This is a genomic window from Roseomonas populi (genome assembly GCF_024594815.1).
Taxonomy (GTDB): domain Bacteria; phylum Pseudomonadota; class Alphaproteobacteria; order Acetobacterales; family Acetobacteraceae; genus Roseomonas; species Roseomonas populi.
In genome coordinates, this window is the sequence record NZ_JANJOU010000001.1 from 495,708 (window position 1) to 515,144 (window position 19,437).

The 19,437-nt window shown below is 73.4% G+C and carries 17 protein-coding genes and 1 pseudogene; 9 read left to right on the forward strand and 9 right to left on the reverse strand.

Annotated elements, in window-relative coordinates:
- Positions 1-4 precede the first annotated feature (4 nt).
- The 8 genes from NRP21_RS02485 to NRP21_RS02520 all read right to left on the reverse strand — a co-directional run bounded on the left by NRP21_RS02485 (position 5) and on the right by NRP21_RS02520 (position 9,754).
- Positions 5-1,174, reverse strand: a complete 1,170-nt coding sequence (locus NRP21_RS02485; RefSeq protein ID WP_257714572.1) for an aminotransferase class I/II-fold pyridoxal phosphate-dependent enzyme — start codon at positions 1,172-1,174, stop codon at positions 5-7.
- A gap of 59 nt (positions 1,175-1,233) precedes the next feature.
- Positions 1,234-2,418 (reverse strand): hypothetical protein, encoded by a 1,185-nt coding sequence (locus NRP21_RS02490; RefSeq protein ID WP_257714573.1) that lies wholly within the window; start codon positions 2,416-2,418, stop codon positions 1,234-1,236.
- 43 nt (positions 2,419-2,461) lie between these two features.
- Entirely contained in the window at positions 2,462-3,541 is a 1,080-nt protein-coding gene (locus tag NRP21_RS02495; protein WP_257714574.1) for an NAD(P)/FAD-dependent oxidoreductase, read from the reverse strand.
- Entirely contained in the window at positions 3,538-4,233 is a 696-nt protein-coding gene (locus NRP21_RS02500) for a methyltransferase domain-containing protein (protein WP_257714575.1), read from the reverse strand. Before NRP21_RS02500 ends, NRP21_RS02495 begins: the two co-directional genes overlap by 4 nt.
- Positions 4,233-5,285, reverse strand: coding sequence for a type III polyketide synthase (locus tag NRP21_RS02505; RefSeq protein ID WP_257714576.1), 1,053 nt, complete (start codon positions 5,283-5,285; stop codon positions 4,233-4,235). The genes NRP21_RS02500 and NRP21_RS02505 overlap by 1 nt, the downstream gene beginning before the upstream one ends.
- 64 nt (positions 5,286-5,349) lie before the next feature.
- A complete protein-coding gene (locus NRP21_RS02510; RefSeq protein WP_257714577.1) occupies positions 5,350-6,810 on the reverse strand; it encodes a replication initiation protein in 1,461 nt (486 codons plus the stop codon).
- 411 nt (positions 6,811-7,221) lie between these two features.
- On the reverse strand, positions 7,222-7,590 hold the full coding sequence (locus tag NRP21_RS02515) for an HU family DNA-binding protein (protein ID WP_257714578.1): 369 nt from the start codon (positions 7,588-7,590) through the stop codon (positions 7,222-7,224).
- Positions 7,591-7,717: 127 nt separating this feature from the next.
- A complete protein-coding gene (locus tag NRP21_RS02520; RefSeq protein ID WP_257714579.1) occupies positions 7,718-9,754 on the reverse strand; it encodes an NAD(+) synthase in 2,037 nt (678 codons plus the stop codon).
- Between the two features lie 198 nt (positions 9,755-9,952).
- On the opposite strand from NRP21_RS02520, the gene NRP21_RS02525 reads away from it, so the two are divergent.
- Genes NRP21_RS02525 through NRP21_RS02540 form a run of 4 tightly spaced genes read left to right on the forward strand, consistent with a single transcriptional unit; the run spans position 9,953 to position 13,412 of the window.
- Positions 9,953-11,467 (forward strand): DHA2 family efflux MFS transporter permease subunit, encoded by a 1,515-nt coding sequence (locus tag NRP21_RS02525; RefSeq protein WP_257714580.1) that lies wholly within the window; start codon positions 9,953-9,955, stop codon positions 11,465-11,467.
- A 46-nt stretch (positions 11,468-11,513) separates the two neighbouring features.
- On the forward strand, positions 11,514-11,720 hold the full coding sequence (locus NRP21_RS02530; RefSeq protein ID WP_257714581.1) for a hypothetical protein: 207 nt from the start codon (positions 11,514-11,516) through the stop codon (positions 11,718-11,720).
- Positions 11,721-11,768: 48 nt separating this feature from the next.
- The gene (gene proB / locus NRP21_RS02535) at positions 11,769-12,899 is read left to right on the forward strand and encodes a glutamate 5-kinase (protein ID WP_257714582.1); all 1,131 of its coding nucleotides are present in this window, start codon (positions 11,769-11,771) and stop codon (positions 12,897-12,899) included.
- A 60-nt stretch (positions 12,900-12,959) separates the two neighbouring features.
- Positions 12,960-13,412 (forward strand): DUF4126 family protein, encoded by a 453-nt coding sequence (locus NRP21_RS02540; RefSeq protein ID WP_257714583.1) that lies wholly within the window; start codon positions 12,960-12,962, stop codon positions 13,410-13,412.
- Between the two features lie 6 nt (positions 13,413-13,418).
- On the opposite strand, the gene NRP21_RS02545 is transcribed toward NRP21_RS02540, so the two are convergent.
- Entirely contained in the window at positions 13,419-13,787 is a 369-nt protein-coding gene (locus NRP21_RS02545) for a VOC family protein (protein ID WP_257714584.1), read from the reverse strand.
- A 151-nt stretch (positions 13,788-13,938) separates the two neighbouring features.
- Here NRP21_RS02545 and NRP21_RS02550 point away from each other — a divergent pair, with 151 nt between their 5' ends.
- From NRP21_RS02550 to NRP21_RS02570, 5 genes and pseudogenes are all read left to right on the forward strand, one after another.
- Positions 13,939-15,213, forward strand: a complete 1,275-nt coding sequence (locus NRP21_RS02550; protein ID WP_257714585.1) for a glutamate-5-semialdehyde dehydrogenase — start codon at positions 13,939-13,941, stop codon at positions 15,211-15,213.
- A 47-nt stretch (positions 15,214-15,260) separates the two neighbouring features.
- Positions 15,261-16,133, forward strand: a complete 873-nt coding sequence (locus NRP21_RS02555) for a 2-keto-4-pentenoate hydratase (protein WP_257714586.1) — start codon at positions 15,261-15,263, stop codon at positions 16,131-16,133.
- Positions 16,134-16,171: 38 nt separating this feature from the next.
- Entirely contained in the window at positions 16,172-16,945 is a 774-nt protein-coding gene (locus NRP21_RS02560; RefSeq protein ID WP_257714587.1) for a nicotinate-nucleotide adenylyltransferase, read from the forward strand.
- 971 nt (positions 16,946-17,916) lie between these two features.
- Positions 17,917-18,363: pseudogene (gene rsfS / locus NRP21_RS27985) on the forward strand (ribosome silencing factor); the annotation flags it as partial.
- Positions 18,364-18,959: 596 nt separating this feature from the next.
- Positions 18,960-19,403 carry a 23S rRNA (pseudouridine(1915)-N(3))-methyltransferase RlmH gene (locus NRP21_RS02570; protein WP_257714692.1) on the forward strand — a complete coding sequence of 148 codons (444 nt, stop codon included), beginning with the start codon at positions 18,960-18,962 and terminating at the stop codon, positions 19,401-19,403.
- Positions 19,404-19,437: the final 34 nt, after the last annotated feature.

Below are 19,437 nucleotides of genomic sequence, written 5' to 3' on the forward strand. Positions count from 1 at the left end.
CCTTTTACCCCCCCCTCGCCGCCCGCAGCGCCTCGCCGCAGATGTAGTCCACCTGCGTTGCCGTCATGTCGCGCCAGAAGGGCAGACCGATCGCGCACCGGGCGATTCGCTCCGTCACCGGGAGCGGATCGCGGGGAGATCCGGCATAGGCGGGGTTGCTGTGGCAACCATCCCCCCACCAGCGCAGCGCGCCGATCCCCACCCTCGCCAGGGCCGCCACGCCTTCCGAAGCGTCGTCCGGCCAGAGCACCGAGAGAGTTGCGCTGACCCAGTCCTCGCCGAAGCCGGGCGAAGAGGGTAACGGCGCGCCTGCCAGCGCCGCGGCGTAGTGGCGGGTGACGGCGAGCCAGCCCTCCCGCGTCCCGGGCCAGGCGTCCAGCGCCGCCAGCCCGATGGCCGCCGCGTACTCCGACATCTTCGCGTTGGTTCCCGCCAGCACCGCCTGCCTCGATCCGAGGAAGCCGAAGTTGCACAGGCGCCGCAGCCGCTCCATCCACGCCGAATCGCGCGAGAGCACTGCCCCGCCCTCCCCGATGCCGAAGGACTTCGTAGCGTGCAGGCTGACGATCACCGGCGCCCGCCCGACGGCCATCGGGCCGCCGGCGCGCAGCGCGTCGAAGGCAGCGGCGGCGTCAACGATCACGGGGATGCCGGTGCGGGCCGAGACCACGTCCCAGCGCACCAGATCCAGTGGACGCCCGAAGGGTGCAACCACGAGGATAGCTCCGATCTCGTCCAGGTCCGTTCGCGCCTCCACCGCCTCTGGGTCCAGCGCCCAGCTCGCCGGATCCACGTCGGCGAAGTGCGGCACCAGCCCCGCCTCCCGCGCCGCGCCGGCGGTGGCGACGAAGGTCCAGGCCGGCATCAGGCACTTCCGCCCGGGCGCCGCGCCCGAGGCCCGCAGCGCGAGGGCCAGGGCCAGGGTGGCGTTGGCCGTCAGCGCCACCTCCTCCGCCGCCAACCCCCAATGCGCCGCCAGGCGCGACTGCAGGCGCAGCCAGAGCAGGCCGTGATTGGCATACCAACGGTTGGCGTCGATCTCCTGCAGGTAGGGCAGGATCGCCTCGGCCGCGGGCAGGCGGGGGCGGGCCACCGGGATGCCCGGCGCCAGGAAGCCGCTGGCGGGGGTGCAGGCGGCGACCGGGGTGGAGAAGCGCGTCGTGTCCAACGGCATGGTGACGCTCCTGATCCTCTTGATCGGGCGCCGCCCGGCTACCGGACGGCAGAGGAAGCCTAGGCAGGGAATCTTTCCAGCCGGTTTCCGGCGCGCACGAGATCCGCCAGCTCCACCAGAGCCTGCAGGAAGATGCCTGGCGCGAAGTCGCGCTCGGCCACGGCGAGGCCGGCAGCAGCGTCCGCATCGCGGTCAGCGGAGTTGTGAAAGATGGCGGCAATCCGCTCGCTGAGGTCGGGCGCCGTCCAGTCCAGCCCGTGGAAGGCGCCCAGATTCGGGAAGCGGGCCCGCATGTACTCGTTGCTGTCGGAGACCACGCAGGCGCGCGCGGCGAATCCGCCGACCACGCGCTCGTGCACGCCGCCGCCGAAATTCGGCGTGGTGCTGACGAGGTACTGCGTGTCCGCGTAGAGCCCGGGCAGCTCGGCAGCGTGGATCGCGGGGCGCAGCGTCGCGCGGGCGCCCGCCGCGTCCAGGTGATCCCATCCGCGGCCGATGACCAGCGCGCCCAGCGGCAGCAGCGCGCGGGCGAAGGCGTTGGAACGCAGCGCGCGCGTGTGCTGGTCCACCTCGTAGGTCAGGGCGAAGAGGATCTCCAACCGCTCCTCCAGGTGCAGCCCGTTCGCACGCGTTGCCTCGATCACTAGGTCGGTGATGTCGCCCGTCGGGCGCCGCGCCGCCTCCTCCGACGCGTCGTGCAGTGCGCGGCGCAGCCCGGCGGGCCAGCCCTCCCAACCCGCACGGCGCCGCGCGGGGTCCTCGCCCGTCTTAACGAAGACCATCCGGTGCGGGCGGCGCGCCCAGGGTGTCCTCTCCCTGAACGGGTTGGGGAGAACGGCGAAGGGCAGCAGCGCCGAGATCTGCGGCGATCGGATCAGCCGCCGCTGCACCCCCAGCCAATCCTCCATCAGGTAGCCATTCGCCACCCAGCGCGAGGCGACGCGGTGGTTCACCGGCAACTGGCAGGGCGTGTCGGCGAGGACGGAGACGAAGGGAACCTGCAGCATGTCCCAGAGATTGCCGTCCCCGGCCGAGAGCGTGGCGCCGATCCCGGCGGAGCCCCAGGCGAGGCGGATCCCCTCCCGCGCCAGGGGCAGAAGCCGGTCGGCCCAGTTGGGCTCGTGCAGGTCGATGACGTGGCCGCGCAGGCCCATCGGCTCCAGCTGCCGCATGTAGCCGCCGTTCAGCTCGGCCAGGATGCCGTTCTCGTTCTCGCCGATGAAGGTGACGACGTGGTCGGCCATTCTGGCCCTCCGCTGAAGCGCGGGGATGATGGCCGGGAAGGTGTTAAGCGGCGCTGAAGCCGGGAAGGCGCGTGCGGGCCGCCGCCAGGCGGGCCAGGGCGGGGGCGATCCTGGCGGCCAGGGCCAGGCTGCCCGGCGCCCGGTCCAGCCCCCGCGCGATCAGCCCGGCCCAGCGCATCGGGCGGTCCAGGCGGCGGTTCAATGCGGCATGGAACTCCCCAGCGGGCCGGCCAGAGAGGATGGCCCGCGCCACCTCCTCCCCGCCTGCCAGGGCCATGGCCACGCCGTCCCCAGCCAGGGAAGGCACCACGGCAAACTGGTCGCCCACCCGGTACAGGCCGGGTTCCGGCGCCGCACCGTCGCGGTGGCGGAAGCCGTATGGCACGCCCGCCACGGCCATCGGGCGCGGCAGCAGCGGCTCCGCGCCCCGTAGCAGCGCGCCGGCCCGATCTGAGCCGGCCGAAACCCGCGCCAGCAGCGACGGAGCATCCGCGGATTCCACCGCGTGCAGGGCGGCGCAGAGATTCGCCCCGCCCTCCGGCCGGGGCTGCAGCCCGGCATAGCCACCGTCGAAGGGCAGCAGCACCACTTCTGCCGGCATCGGCGCGGCCAGGCGGAGCGGCAGCTTCAGTCCCACTGATCCGCCGCGCTTCGCCCGCGCATGGCCGCGCAGCTCGTGCTTGCCGGTGGCGAGCACCAGCGCCGCGCCGTGCAGGGTCGTGCCGCCGGCCAGCCGGGCGCACCACTCCGCGCCCTCCCGCCCGGCAGCGAGCACCACGGCGCCGCGCAGCACGCGCGCCCCCGCCCCGGCGGCGAGGTCCAGCAGGGCCTCGTCCAGCACGGCGCGGGGCAGGCTCCAGGCGCCGAAAGGCAGTGCCCAGGCCGCCTCCCGCGCCCCGGATGCCAGGCGGGCCGCGCCGATCGGCACGGCGCCCAGGCACGGCAGGGATAGGCCGAGTCCCTCCAGCAACGCCGCCGCGTCGGGGCCCAGGAACTCGCCGCAGACCTTCTCCCGCGCCGCAGGCTCGCGCTCCACCAGGGTTACCTCCGCCCCGCCCTGCGCGAGGCGAAGCGCCGCCGCGGCCCCGGCAGGACCACCGCCCACCACAAGGACCTCCGTCACGCCGCCCCCGGGCCGGAGACGATCCAACGGAAGGGGAAAGCCCAGCGCAGCTCGGCCCGCACGCCCGCACGGTCAATCAACCCCTGCCAGTCCGCACGGGAGAAGCCGCGGGCGATGGAGACGGTGCTGTCATGCACCACCATCGGATCCATCCGCATCAGCCGCACGCCGGCCCAGACCGTGGCCCAGGGAACGGGATGGCGGTGCAGGTCGCTGACGAGCCAGCCCAGCCGCGCCCGCGCCTCCATCCAGCGCAGGAAGCGCACCAGCGCGGCATCGTCGAGGTGATGCGCGAAGAGGGAGCAGACCACGGCGTCGAACCGCTCCGATGGGTCCAGGGCGAAGAGGTCGGCGGTGATCCAGCGCATCTTCAGGCCGGGGTGCCGCGCCCGCGCATGGGCCTCCGCGTGCGGCGAGCGGTCCAGCGCCGCCAACTCCACCGCCACGCCCCGGCGGGCGCCCCATTCGGCCACCCGCGCCAGCATGTCCCCGCCGCCGGCGCCCACGTCCAGCACACTCAACTGGCGCGCCCCTTCGCGCCGCGCCAGCGCGTCCAGCCAGCGCAAGGTGGGGCGATAGGCCAGGCTCATGCGGTTGATGCGCTCCAGGTCCTTCAGCGCGCCGGAGAAGGCGGCGAAGTCCTGCGCCGAATCGTCCATGATCTCCGGCGCGTCGGAGCGGCTTCGCAGCATCACACCGTCTCGAAGCGCATCGTCTCGGCCGAAAGTCCGGGGCCGAAGGCCATGGCGATGCCGCGCCGCCCCCCCTCCCGCTCCTCCATCATCGCCCGCAGCACGAACATCACCGTGGGGGAGGACATGTTCCCGTGCCCTTCCAGCACGGCGCGAGAGGCGGCGAGCGCACCCTGCGGCGGGCGGCAGGCTTCCTCCACCGCGTCCAGCACGGAACGGCCGCCGGGATGGATAGCCCAGAGGTCGAACTCATCCGCCCCCGCCCCGTCCAGCAGCGCCGGAAGGCGCGGCGGCAGCGCGCGGGTGAGGCTCTTTGGCACCTCGCCGGAGAGCACCATGTCGAAGCCGTTGTCGCCCACGCGCCAGGCGATCTGCTCCTGCGCCTCCGGCATCAGGGCGCAGCGGAAGCCGTCCAGCCGCAATCCCTCGGGATCGGCGCTGACCAGCGCGGCGGAGCATCCGTCGCCGAAGAGGAGAAAGCAGAGGAGCTGCTCCACCTCCGGCCGCTCCTGCAGGTGCAGGGTGCAGAGCTCCAGGTTCACCACCAGCACCCGCGCGGCCGGGTCCGCGCGCACGGCATCATGCGCCGCCCGCAGCGCCACGATGGCGGCCTGGCAGCCCATGAAGCCGATATTCGTGCGGGCCACGCTCTCATCCAGCCCCAGCCGGGCGGCGATGGCGTGGTCCAGCCCAGGCGCGGCGAAACCGGTGCAGGAGGCGGTGATGAGATGGGTGATGCCCCGCACGGGCCCCAGCGCGTCCAGCGCGCGGAAGGCGAGTGCTGGTGCCTCTGCCTCCCACCGGGCCATGCGGGCGCGGGTGGAGGGGAAGCCGCCGGGGGCATAGAAGCCCTCCGCGTCCACCAGCCCGGGGCGGCCATCAGGCTCCAGCACACTCCAGCGGCGGACGATGCCGGCGCGGTCCGCCATGCGGGAGAAGAGGCGGCGTTCCCGCCCCTCGGGGATCAGCCCTTCCGCGAAGGCGCGGAAGGTGCCGTGCACCTCGTGGTCTGGGCAGGCCGTGCCGATGCGGTTCAGGAAGACGGGTGCCATCCCCCGGCAGATCGGGACGGCACCGCAAATTATCAGGGGTGCGGCGCGAACAAGGCCGCGCGCGTCAGCGCCAGGTTGGCCCCGGGGCCTTGCGGACGCGGCGGTTCACCTCCTCCGCGGAGACGATGCTGCCCTCCCAGAACTCATCGATCAGGTCGCGGTTCGCCATCACCCAGGCGGAAACCCGGTCGAAGTCGTTCTGGCCGAGGCCGCCGCTGACCTGCATCACAATGGGTTCAACCATCAGGATCGTCAGCCGGTCCGTGTCCATGCGCGTGCCGGGAGTGACGCCGACGAGGATGTTCTCATCCCCGTGCCCGCGCCGCAGCCAGACCACCTGCGGCAGGCCGGTGAGGTGCGAGCGCAGGCGGATCATGTCGTCCACGATCCCGTCCACGGGACCCTCCCCGCCTTCGTCACGGCGGTTACGGCGGTCGTCCCGGTTGCGGTCGTCCCGGATACGGTCTTCGCGGGGGCGATCATCCCGCGGCCGCTCATCGCGGGGACGATCCTCGCGCGGCCGGTCATCCCGCTGGCGCTCGTCGCGCTGCCTGTCCTCGCGGCGGCGCTCCTCCCTCGGGTGGATCTCCTCCGCCGCGGCGGGCGCCGGGCCGGTCGGGGCGGCGGGCGCCTCCGCAGGGGCAGGTACCGGCGCGGGGACGGAAGCCACGGGAGCCGGTGCGGGGACGGCCACGACAGGCGCCGGCGCGGGCTCGGGCGCGGCAGGAGCCGGCGCCGGGGCGGCCTCGGCGCCGGGCTGGGCACGGCGCACGCTCACCCCGTCATCGTCCACCGCCAGCTCGATCGACAGATCGGCCTCGAAGACGAGGCGGAGCGCGCCCTCGAAGGCCTCGCGGAAGGCTTCCGCCGTGGCGCCGGGCGCGCCGAAGCGGGCCTGCAGCTCCGGCCAGGGCGTCGTCACGGTCGCACCCTCGCCGGCGCGGGCCAGGGCCTCGCGCGTCCAGGCATGGGCGTCCATCGCCTCGGCGGAACCGGAAAGGGCGCGCTGGATGCCACGGTCCAGCGGCACGGCGTGAACTTCCAGGCTCGCTAGGAAGCGCGCGTTCAGGCGGATCTGCGCGGGCCAGCCACCGCCGCGCGGGCGGCTGCGGGCGTCCAGCACAGCCAGCTCCGGCCCGCTCTCGACGGAAACGGTGATGCGGGCGCCGAGCAGGCGGTCCAGCTGCTCTGCCAACGGGGCCGCGGCACCTTCGGAAAGGCCCATCCGGGCAGCAAGGGCTGCGGCATCGGCGCCCAGCGCCACGGTGGCGCTGCCGGCGCGCAGCGCGGAATCGCAGAGGAAGGCGAGCAGCAGGCGCAGGCCCGCCCCATCCGGCAGGGTCTCGCCCGCCGCGCCCGGCGCGATGCGGAGCGCGGCGTCCACGCCCTCACGCCGCCACGCCTCCGTGACCGGCTCCAACGGCAGGGCAAGGCGGCAGAAAGCCGCATGTTGCCAGAGGACGGATTCGGGCGCGGACGCGCGATCGGATTCCGCCGATACGGCTGGATCGGTACGGGACATCATGGACGGCAGATGTACTCGAGAGGAATGAGGACGGGGGCCGCGCGGCAACGCGCCAAAAGAGAGGCGGCCCGATGCAATGCCAGATAATGGCCGCGGGCCGCGGCGGCAAGCCCGGCCATGCCCTTGCAAGGGCCGCGTGGCCGTCTGAGCCCCTCTCTCCCGGGGAGAATCCTGACTTTACGCTGCGGCAGCACCGCTTCATGCGCGGCATCCCGCCGGCCCTGTCGCCATGGCGGCGCCGCGCGGGCGCGTCACCCCTGCCGGGGTGGCTGGACATCTGGGCTGGAACTCAAGCACCGGCCTTGCCGGGGGCACCCGCGTCCTGCGCGGGGCGGCGCCCCGGCTCCACGCGGGGCCGGACGCGCTGGCGTCCGGGCCAGGAAACCGGCCCGGACGTTCAGGAAGGTGCCGTCAGACGGCTTCCTTCAGCTCCTTGGCGGGGCGGAAGGCGATCTTCTTGGAGGCCGCGATCTGGATCTGCTCGCCCGTCGCGGGGTTGCGGCCCATGCGGGCGGGGCGGGACTTCACCTCGAGGATGCCAAGCCCGTTGATGCGGATCTTGGCGCCTTCCTTGAGGTGATCCGCCAGGGAGGCGACGAAGTCGTTGACCAGGGTCTCAGCCTGCTTCTTCGGCATCTCGTGGTTCTCCGCGAGGGAGGCCGCGAGCTGCTTCAGGCTCACCACCGCGGGGGCCGCGGGCTTCGCCGCCGCACCCTTCGCGGGGGCCTTCGCCGCCGGAGCCTTCGCCGCGGGCTTCTTGGGTGCCGCTGCCTTTGCCATGTGATCCGCCTAACTTCTGTTGCGCGTGGTGGGCGAAATCACCACGAAGCCGTTGGGCCAACAAGTGGGATGACGCTTAAACCCAATAGCGGCAGGCAAAATCGGCATTCCCGCCACAGTTCCGCGCCTACGACTCGGGCACGTTCCGCCGCAATTCGGCCAGCCAGGCCGCCGCGTTGCCGTCCGACGGAGCACGCCAGTCGCCGCGCGGGGAAAGGGAGCCGCCGGCCGCCACTTTCGGCCCATTTGGCAGGGCGGAACGCTTGAACTGGGCGAATCCGAAAAAGCGGCCGAGGAAGACCTCCAGCCAGCGGCGGATGGTCGGCAGGTCGTAGGCGCCGCGCCGCTCCTCCGGGAAGTGCGGCGGCCAAGCGCCGCGCGCGGCATCCCCCCAAGCCCGCAGCGCGAGGAACGCGACCTTCGACGGCCGAAAGCCGTAGCGCAGCGTGTAGAACAGGTTGAAGTCCTGCAGCGCGTAGGGGCCGATCTTCGACTCCGTGCTTTGGATGGCGCCGCCGGCATCGGCCGGCACCAGCTCCGGCGAGATCTCCGTGTTCAGTACGTCTTGCAGGATGGCGGAAACCTCGGCCTCGAAGATCCCCTCCTCCGCCACCCAGCGGATCAGGTGCTGGATCAGCGTCTTCGGCACGCCCGCATTGACGTTGTAGTGCGACATCTGGTCGCCCACGCCGTAGGTGCACCAGCCCAGCGCGAGCTCCGAGAGGTCGCCCGTGCCGAGGACGATGCCGTTCTCGTTGTTCGCGGCGCGGAACAGGTAGTCGGTGCGGAGCCCGGCCTGCACGTTCTCGAAGGTCACGTCGTACACGGGCTCGCCGCCCGCGAAGCGATGGCCGAGATCCTTCAGCATCTGCGTGGCGGAGGGGCGGATATCCAGCTCCCGCGCGTCGATCCCCAGCGCCGCCATCAGCCGGTGCGCGCTGCTCTTTGTGCCGGCACTGGTGCCGAAGCCCGGCATGGTGAAGCCGATGATGTCCGTGCGCGGGCGCTTCATCAGGTCCATCGCGCGTGCCGCGACGATCAGCGCCTGGGTGGAATCGAGCCCGCCGGAGACGCCGATGACGATCTTCGGGTTGCCGATGGCCGTCAGCCGCTGCACCAGGCCGGAGACCTGGATGGCATAGGCCTCGTAGCAGTCCTGGTTCAGCCGCGCGGGATCGGCGGGCACGAAGGGGAAGCGCTCCACCCGCCGCTGGAAGCCGATATCCTCCATCGGCGGATCGAGCCGGAACGTCGCCGTGCGGAAGGGGCGCGCGTGGATTCGGCGGTTGTCGTCGAAGGTGCCCTGCCGTGCCCGCTCCTGCCGGAGCATGTCCAGGTCCAGGTCGGCGAACACGGTCTGCCCCTCGGCGGGGAAGCGCTCGCTCTCGGCGAGTTTCGCGCCGTTCTCGAAGATCGAGACCTGCCCATCCCAGGCGAGGTCGGTGGTGGACTCCCCCGCCCCTGCCGCGGCGTAGATATAGGCGCCGATGCAGCGCGCGGATTGCGAGGCGCAGAGCAGCCTGCGCGTATCCGCCTTCCCCACTGTGATGTTGCTGGCTGAAAGGTTCGCCAGCACCACGGCCCCGGCCAGCGCGCCCGCGTTGCTCGGCGGGTCCGGCACCCAGAGGTCCTCGCAGATCTCGGTGTGGATCACGAGGCCGGGCAGGTCCTCGGCGGCGAAGATCTGGTCGGGGCCGAAAGGTGCCTCGTGGCCGCCGACGCGGATTGTCCCGCCCTCCGTCCCCGCGCCGGAGGCGAACCACCGCCGCTCGTAGAACTCGCGGTAGTTCGGCAGGTGGATCTTCGGCACCACGCCCAGCAGCCGTCCGCGATGGATCACCAGGGCGCAGTTGTAGATACGCCCCATGTACCGGAGCGGCGCGCCCACCATCAGCACGGGCAGCAGATCTGCCGATTCCGCGACCAGCCGAGCGGCGGCCTCCTCCACCGCGTCCAGCAGCACGTCCTGCAGGTGCAGGTCGTCGATGGCGTAGCCGGAAAGGCCGAGTTCCGGGAACACCGCCAGGGCCGCGCCGCGCGCGTGGCATTCCCGCGCGGCGGCCAGGATGGAGGTGGCGTTGGCGGCCGGATCGGCCAGACGGATTCGGGTTGTGCAGGCGGCGACCCGCGCGAAGCCGTGACGGTAGAGGGCGTGGAAGCTCATGGTGTCCGACTGAACGATCCCGGGCCGCCCGCGTTGGCGGCGTGGTGCAACTTCATCTGCCCGGCACGCGGGCGCAACCCGCGTTGCCGCGCCCGCCCCCTACGCCCCGCCTGAACGCGGGATGGTGATCCGCGCCCGGCTTCCGCGGCACGGCGATCCGTTCCATGCGATGCCGGGCCAGTACGGAACCGTCTGAGAATGCCCGATACGAGCGCGCCGGACGCCGCCACCGCCATCCCGCAGGCCCGTCCCCTCCCCCGCCGCACCGTCTTCGCGGGCGCGATGCTGGCCATGCTGCTGGCCGCGCTGGACCAGAACATTGTCAACACCGCCCTGCCGCGCATGGTGGCCGATCTCGGGGGGATGGCGCACCTCTCCTGGGTGGTCACGGCCTTCATGCTCTCCTCCACCGTCACCACCCCGCTCTACGGCAAGCTCTCCGACACCTATGGCCGCCGGACGCTTTTCCTGGTGGCGATCGGGCTGTTCCTGGCGGGCTCCTTCCTGTGCGGGGCAGCGGGGTCGATGACGCAGCTCATCCTCTACCGCGCGCTGCAGGGCCTCGGGGCGGGCGGGCTGCTAGTGCTGGCCCAGGCCTCGGTGGCCGACGTGATCCCGCCGCGGGAGAGGCCGCGCTACCAGGGGCTCTTCACCGGTGTCTTCGCCCTGGCCAGCGTGGCGGGGCCGCTGCTGGGGGGCTTCATCACCTCCGCCATCTCCTGGCGCTGGGTGTTCTACGTGAACCTGCCGCTGGGGGCGGTGGCGCTGCTGCTGATCGGGCTGGGGCTGCGCACCCCGCCCTCCGGAAAGCGGAAGCCGCTGGACCTGCCGGGGGTGCTGCTGATGGCGGGCTTCACGGCCATCCTTCTGCTCTACCTGGCCTGGGGTGGCACGGAGTTCCCCTGGGCCTCCCTTCCCAGCCTGGGGATGGCGGCGCTGGTGGTCCTCCTCTTCGCCGGCTTCCTCTGGCGGGAGAGCCGGGCGGAGGACCCGCTGGTCCGCCTCGGCCTGTTCCGCAATCCCGTCTTCTCCCGCGGCGTGGCGGTGGGGGGGATGATGGTCTTCGCCATGCTCGGCTCCACCGTTTTCCTGCCGCTCTACTTCCAGCTCGTCCTCGGCATGACCCCGGCGGGTGCGGGGGCGATGATGCTGCCGCAGGTGGCGGGGATGGTGCTCACCTCCATCCTCGGCGGCCGGGCGGCCGCGCGGATGGGCAAGAACAAGATCTTCCTCCTCTGGGGCATCGGGTTGGAAGCGGTGGCGCTCTGCGGCCTGGCCGCCTTCTCCTGGCTCGCCGCCCCGACCGCCGCCTTTCTCCTCGCCCTCGCAGCGCTCGGCCTTGGGATGGGGATGGGCATGCCGAACCTCACCACCGCCGTGCAGAATGCCGTGGCCTACAAGGAACTGGGTGCGGCGACGGGGGCAATGACCTTCCTGCGCTCCCTCGGCGGCGCGGTGGGGGTGGCGGCTTCCGGCGCCATCCTCGCCGCGCGGCTGGCGGGGCCGGTGGACGTGGAGGCGATCACCCGCGGGGGCGCCGCCGCCCTGTCGGCACTGACGCCGGAGCAGCACGCCGTGCTCTCCGAGGCCTACCGCACCGCCCTCGTCGGCTGCTTCACCCTCAGCGCCGCGGTGATGACGGCGGCCTTCTTCCTCGTCCTCGGTCTGCCCGAGCAGACGCTCCGTGCCTCCGTGGAGGAGCGCCCGGCCTGAACCCCCTCCCCCACCGGGCGTTCCTCTCCAAGAAGGAGACCTGGTCATGAGCGAGCGCGAGGAAAGCTTCGAGGAGCGGGTGCAGCGCCTGGAGCGCCGGCGCGTGGGCCCGGAGGACGGAGAGGTGCGCAAGCAGGGGGGCGAGGCCGAGGACCGGATGGAAACGGCCGAGGACGAGGCCGTGCAGCCCGGCGAGAGCACGCGCCCCGGACCGGCCCCGCAAGGTCCCGCATCCCCCTCGGGGCTGCCCTGAACCCTCCCCCTGTCGCGGGGGGCGCCCGCCCGTGGTAACGGCGCGGGCATGTCCACGCCGTCCCTTGCCCCCTCTCTCCGAACGGCCCGCCGCATCGTCGTGAAGATCGGGTCCGCCCTTGTGGTGGACCCGGCCACGGCGGCGCCGCGGGCGGAGTGGCTGGCCTCCGTCGCGGCCGACGTGGCACGGCTGCGGAAGCACGGGGCGGAGGTGGTTCTCGTCTCCTCCGGCTCCATCGCCCTGGCCCGGCACCAGCTGGGCCTGACCCGCCGCGCCCTGCGGCTGGAGGAGAAGCAGGCCGCCGCCGCCGTGGGCCAGATCCGCCTGGCCGGCGCCTGGGAGCACGCGCTCGGCGCCCATGGCATGACCGCCGCCCAGGTGCTGCTGACCCTGGAGGACAGCGAGGACCGCCGCCGCTACCTGAACGCGCGCGAGACGCTGAAGACCCTGCTGAACCTGGGCTGCGTGCCCGTGATCAACGAGAACGACACGGTCGCCACCGCCGAGATCCGCTTCGGCGACAACGACCGCCTGGCTGCCCGCGTGGCGGAGATGATCGAGGCGGATGCGCTGATCCTCCTCTCCGACATCGACGGCCTCTACACCGCCGATCCCCGCCGCGACCCCCATGCGCGCCACCTGCCCGTGGTGGAGCGGGTGACGGAGGAGATCATGGCCATGGGCGGGGATCCCCCGCCCGGCTACTCCTCCGGCGGGATGCGGACGAAGCTGATCGCGGCGCGGATCGCCACCGGCGCGGGCTGCGCCATGGCGATCGCGATCGGCAAGGAGAACAACCCCCTTTCCGCCATGCTGGACGGCGCCCGCTCCACCTGGTTCCTGCCGGCGCCGGAGGGGCGTTCCGCGCGCAAGAGCTGGATCGCGGGGTCGCTTGCCCCGCACGGGCGGCTGGTGGTGGATGACGGCGCCGCGAAGGCGCTGGCCGAGGGCAGCTCGCTCCTCCCCGCCGGGGTCCGGGACGTGCAGGGGGAGTTCGACCGCGGCGACGCCGTCTCCATCCGCGCCCTGGACGGGCGGGAGCTGGCCCGTGGCCTCTCCGCCTACGATGCCGAGAGCGCGCGCCGCATCGCCGGCCGCCGCAGCGCGGAGATCGAGGCCATTCTCGGCTGGCGCGGTCGGGATGTGATCATTCACCGGGACGACATGGTGCTCGTCTGAGCCAACCCGGGGCGGCCCGGGCCGTTGGGGCGGGAGGACGCCATCGCCCCGGAGACAGCCTTGATCCGTTCCCTGCTCATCGGCATCCCCGGCGGGATGCGGTCCATGACGCCGCTCGCCGCCGTCACCGTCGCGGCCCGGCGCGGCGCGCTGCCCCGCGGCAACGGCGCGCCGTCCATCCTCTCCCACCCCTGGGCGTCCTGGGCCACGGTCGCGCTCGCGATCGGGGAGCTGATCGGGGACAAGCTGCCCTCCGCGCCGGACCGGATCATCGCGCCGGGAATCGGGGCCCGGCTCGTCACCGGAGCGGTGGCGGGCATGGCGCTGGCACCGCGCGAGAAGCGCGGCACCGCCGCCCTGCTCGGCGCTGCGGGCGCGGTGGCCGCCTCCTACATCACCTTCGATGCCCGGATCCGCTCCATGCGGCGGCACGGGCAGGTCTCCACCGGGCTCGTCGAGGACGCGATCATGCTGGCCGCCACGCTCTGGATCGTGGGCGGTTCGCGCCGCTGAGGGCGCTCAGCCCATCTTGAAGGCGTTGAGCTTGTTGCCGTCCGGATCGCGGAAGTAGGCGGCGTAGAAGCCGGGCCAGCGCTCGCCCGGCGCGCCCTCGTCCGTGCCGCCGTTCTCCAGCGCGATCCGGTGCAGGCGGTCCACCTGCTCCCGGTCCTTCGCCTCCAGCGCCACCATCACGCCGTTGCCCACCGTGGCGGCCGCGCCGTCGAAAGGATGGGTCAGGCCGATTCCCGGGCCGCCGCCGGGCGAGCCCCAGGCGATGAACTGCTCGTTCTCCATCATCCGCCCGGCGCCGAAATCGGCCAGCAGGGCGTCGTAGAACCTCGCGCCCCTCTCGCGGTCATTGGTGCCGAGCGTCACGTAGCCGATCATCGCCGCCTCCCCGGATGGCGCGGCAGGCTCCCATGCCGGGGCCGCGGCAGGAAGCGCCGGCCCCACCCTTGCGCGGGACCGTGTTCTGCTCCGCGCGAAGGCAGGCCCGGCGGCGCTTCCCCTCGCCGCCGCGCGGGATTACCTGGGTATCATGAACGCGATCGTCGATCCCGCCGCCATCGCCCGCGCCGCGCTTGAGGAGGCCGCCAAGGCCGCCCGCGCCGCCGCCACGATCCTGGCGCGTGCCCCGCGACCGACGAAGGACGCGGCCCTGCTGGCCGCCGCCGCCGCGTTGCGCGCACGGCAGGACGAGATCCTGGCCGCGAACGAGGCCGACCTGGCCGGCGCGCCAGACCTCTCCCCCGCCTACAAGGACCGGCTCACCCTCAACCCCGCCCGGGTGGAGGCGATGGCGCGCGGGCTGGAGGAGGTGGCCGCCCTGCCCGACCCCGTGGGCCGCGTGCTGGCGGAGTGGACCCGCCCCAACGGCCTCGTCATCCGCCGCGTTGCCCAGCCCATCGGCGTGGTGGGCATGATCTACGAGAGCCGCCCCAATGTGGGCGCCGACGCCGCCGCCATCTGCCTGAAGGCCGGCAGCCCCGTGATCCTGCGCGGGGGCAAGGAGAGCCTGAACAGCGCCGCCGCCATCCACGCCTGCATCGTGGAAGGCCTGCGGGCCGCCGAGCTGCCGGAGGCCTGCGTGCAGGTGGCGCCGAACACGGACCGCGCCTTCGTCGGCGCCATGCTGGCGGCCGCCGGCCTGATCGACCTCATCATCCCCCGCGGCGGCAAGGGGCTGGTGACGCGGGTGATGGAGGAGGCGCGCGTGCCCGTCCTCGCCCATGCCGAGGGGTTGAACCACACCTATGTCCACGCGGCGGCCAATGCCGCCATGGCGCGTTCCGTGCTGGCGAACGCGAAGATGCGCCGCACCGGCGTCTGCGGCGCGACCGAGACGCTGCTGATCGACCGCGCCGTCGCTCCCTCGCTGCTGCCGCCGCTGGTGGAGGAGCTGCGTGCGCTGGGCTGCAGCTTCCGCGCGGACGGGGCCGCCCGCGCGATCGTGCCGGGGCTGGAGGCCGCGGGCGAGCAGGACTTCTTCACGGAGTGGCTGGACGCGGTACTCAATGTGGCCGTGGTGGACGGGGTGGAGGGCGCGCTGGAGCACATCCGCCTGCACGGCAGCGAGCACACCGACGCCATCATCACGGAGGACGCGGAGGCGGCGCAGGAATTCCTGAACGGCCTCTCCTCCGCGGTCGGGCTCTGGAACGCCTCCACCCAGTTCTGCGACGGCGGGGAGTTCGGCTTCGGCGCAGAGATTGGCATCGCCACCGGCCGGCTGCACGCGCGCGGCCCGGTCGGGTTGGAGCAGCTCTGCACCTGGCGCTACCATGTGATCGGGACCGGACAGGTTCGTCCCTGATCCGGCCAGCCACGGGAAGATCCCGGGCCCGGGAGGAGATCACACCCATGCGCCTGACCGCGCTGCTGGCCATCACGGCCCTTACCATCGGCACGGGCGCCGCGCGGGCAGCCTGCCCGTCCGATGCCGACGTGCAGCGCATGGCGGGCGACATCCTCGCCAACCGCCCGGCACAGGGCTACGGCCCAGGCCTGACGATGGAGGACACGGCCTGCGCGCGGGCGAAGATCGTCGCCATCATGGCGGAGCGGCTGGGCGCGCCGGTGGGCTACAAGGTGGGCCTCACCAACGCCGCCGCGCAGCAGCGCTTCGGCATCCCGCACCCCGTGCGCGGCACGATCTTCCAGGCGACCATCCGCGCCCATGGCACGCAGGGCAGCCCCGCCGAGGTCCCGGCCGCCTTCGGCGCCGTGCCGAACGTGGAGAGCGACCTCCTGGTGCGGGTGAAGGACGAAGGCATCAACGAGGCGGGGGCGGACCACGTCGCCATCCTCCGGCACCTCGACCAGGTGATCCCCTTCATCGAGATGCCGGACCTCGTCTTCGCGCCCGGGCAGATGAACGGGCCGGGGCTGGTCGCCATCAATGTCGGCGCCCGGCTGGGCGTGCTGGGCGATCCCATCCCCGTCCAGGCGACGCCGGACTTCGCGGCGCGGCTGGGGGGCATGACGGTGGTGCTGGCGAACGACCAGAAGGAGCTGTCCCGCGTTCCCGCCAGCGCGCTGCTGGGCCATCCGCTGAACGCGATCCCCTGGCTGGTCGAGGACCTGAAGGCCGAGGGGAAGCGGCTGCGCGCGGGGGACATCATCTCCCTCGGCGGCTTCTCCCCCGCCCTGGCGACGGAAGCGGGGCGCACCGTCACCGTCACCTATGAGGGGCTGGCGGAGCGCCCGGTGACCGTCTCGGTGCGAACGCCCTGAGACCGCGAATCGCCGGGCGCGGGGCCGCATAGGCGCCCATGCCGCCCCCCGTCCCGCCGGCCGGCCGCGAGAAAGCGCCGTCGCCCCGCCCCGCCCCCTCGCACCGCGAGCCCGGCCGCTATGGCGACGGGCGGCGCGTGCGGATCGGGCTGCTCGGCGGCTCCTTCAACCCCGCCCATCCCGGCCACCGGCACGTGGCGGAGATGGCGCTGCACGTCCTGCGCCTGGACGAGGTCTGGCTCCTCGTCTCCCCCGGCAACCCGTTGAAGCCGCGCGCGGGCATGGCGCCTTTCGAGGAACGGCTCGATTCGGCCCGCCGGATCGCCGATGGCCGCCGCGTGATCGCCGTGGACATCGAGGCGCGGCTTGGGCTGCGGGAAACGGAGCGCACCCTCTCCCGCCTGCGGCGCCTGTTCCCGCGCGCCGAATTCGTCTGGATCATGGGGGCGGACAACATGGTGCAGCTGCCGCGCTGGCGCCGCTGGCGGCGGCTGGCGCGCCGCACCCCCGTGGCGGTGCTGCCGCGCCCGGGCTACACCCGCCGCGCCATGCACGGCGCCGCCGCCGCCGCCCTGCGCCACCATCGCCGCCCCTGCGGCGCGCTGATGGCCGAGGCGGGGCGCGAACCCGGCGCCCCGGCACCACATCGCCCCCCTGCCAGGCACGCCCCCTGGTGCCTGGTGCCCGCGCGGGAGCATCCGGCGAGCGCGACGGCGATCCGGGCCTTGCGAGCCAACGCAACCACGGCCACTTCCGGCCCTTCTGAGGGAAGCGCCCCAGCGCCCCTTCCCGCGGCGGCCGGAGCGGATTGAACCCGGCGCAGTGCGGCGCCACGAAGCAGAGACGAAGAGAGGAGCGAGCTATGGCCCGCACCCCCAAAGAACCCACCGGCGGCACCACCCGCGGCCGGACCACGCGGGAGAAGGCCCCCGCGGCCGGCACGCGCAAGGCACCGGCAAGGCCGGCCGCCCGCCCCGCCAAGCCCGCGGCGGCGAAGCCTGCGGCGCGCGCGGCCAAGCCTGCCCCTGCCCGGGCGGCTGCCGCGAAGCCCGCCGCAAGCAGGGCGAAGGCCACGGCCGCCCCCGCGCGGGGCAAGGCGCCCGCCGCGAAGGCCCGCACCCCCGCCGCCGCGCCGGCGAGCCGCGCCCGGGCCACGGCCGCGCCCCCGAGCCGCGCGAAGGCTCCTGCCCCCAAGGCGGCCGCCTCCCGGACAACTGCCTCCAGGACGACCGCCGCCAAGGCGAACACCCGCGCCGCGAAGCCGGCCGCCAACCGCGCGAAGGCTCCGGCGCGCGCGGCCTCCGGTAGGGCGACCCCTGCCAAGGCGGCGCCTGCCCGGACCGCCCCGGCCAAGGCGGCACCCGCTCCTCGCGCCGCCGCGTCGAAGCCCGCTCCTCGCGCCGCCGCGTCGAAGGCGGCACCGGCTCGCACGGCTAAGGCCGCGCCGAAGGCTGCCGCACCTGCGCGTGGCAAGGCCGCGCCGAAAGCCGCCGCGAGCCCGGCGCCGCGCGCTGCCGCCAGGGCGGCAACCCCTGCTCGCGGGCGCGCCGCCACGTCCCGCGCCGCGCCGCGCCCGGCCGCCCGTGAGGAAGCCCCGAAGGCGCCGGCCCGTGCAGTCCAGGCCCGCCCTGCCGCGAAGACCCCAGCGGCCAAGGCCCCTGCTGCCCGCAAGTCACCCGCGAGAACCGCGGTCAGGACCGTGACCGAGGTCGCGGCGGCGTCCGCGAAGGCTCCTGCCCGTTCCCGGGCGGCGGAGGCCCTGCCGGACGACACCGCCGCCCGCATCGCGGAGCTGGAAGCGACCCCCGCCCCCACCTCCCGCAAGCGCGCCACCGTCGCCGGCCCGAAGAGGCGCGGCACCACCTTGCCCCGGCCCACCCCAAGCCCGGACCGGCTGGATGAGCTGGTGAAGGCGACCGTGGCCAGCCTGGAGGACGACAAGGCCGAGAACGTGGTGGTGCTGGACGTTGCCTCCCGCTCCGCCTTCGCGGACCGGATGGTGGTCGCCACCGGCCTGGCGGAGCGGCAGATCGAGGCCATGGCCCGCCACGTGGAGGAGGCCCTGGCGGAGCACGGCATCCGCCGCATCCGCACGGAGGCCTCGCCGGACTGGGTGCTGCTGGATGCCGGCGATCTGGTGATCCATCTCTTTAAGCCCGAGGCACGGCAGAACTACGCACTGGAGCGGATGTGGGGCCCGGATAGCCCGGCGGCCGAGGAAGCCACGATGCCGCCGCGCCCCTCCGGCGAGGCGGGCCAGGACATGGCCGCGAACGAGGATGGCGCCACGGGCGAGGGTGCCTCGGACGACGCGGACGACGACCTCCTCGACGACCTGGACGATGACGCGGACGCGGACGACGACCTCGCCGCCGACAACGATTCGGACGACGAGGATGAAGACGAGGACGAGGACGACGACCTCGATGACGAGGACCTCGACGACGACGGTGATGATGACTCTGATGAGGATGAGGACGACGACGTGACCGACGAGACCGAGGCGTCCGCGAACCCCGATCCGCGCAAGCCCATGGTGGACGGCGACTCCGATGACGCCCAGGCCGGCGACGCGCAGGACCGCCTCTACATCGGCGAGATCGGCGATGGCCGCCCCGGCGGCAGCGGCAACGGCGCCATCCTGCCCCCGGGCGAGGCGCTGGACGGCCCCGCCGGCTTCGCCTTCAACACGACCGGCGAGGACCTGCAGCCCAGCTTCCCGGACGAGGAGTCCGGTGGGGAATCGGGCGGCGCTGCCTCGCTGAGCGAGGGTGCCGACACCCGCAGGAAGGGCGGGGAGAGCTGAAGCCCCCACTTCTCCTCGCCATCGGCCGCGCCCGCGGCGGGCCGGAGGCGGCACTGTTCGAAGGGTACAACGCCCGTCTCCGCCCCGCCCTGCACCTGCGGGAGCTGGCGGAGGCGAAGGGCTCGCCGGCCGAGATGCGCCGGCGGGAGGGCGCTCTGCTCCTCGCGGCCCTTCCCGCCGAGGCGCTGGCGGTCGCGCTCGACCTCGGCGGCGAGATGCCGGACAGCGCGCGGCTGGCCACCCTGACGACAGGGTGGGCAGAGGCGGCCCGGCCGCTGGCCTTCATCATCGGCGGTGCGGAAGGGCTGGACGAGGCGGTGCTGGCCCGCGCCGACCACCGCCTCTCTTTGGGGCCGCTGACCTGGCCGCACATGCTGGTGCGCGGGCTGCTGGCCGAGGCGCTGTTCCGCGCCCAGTGCATCCGGACCAACCACCCCTACCACCGCGCCTGGCGGCCGGCCTGACGCTTCGAATCGTTCAGTCAACGAACATTGCGAT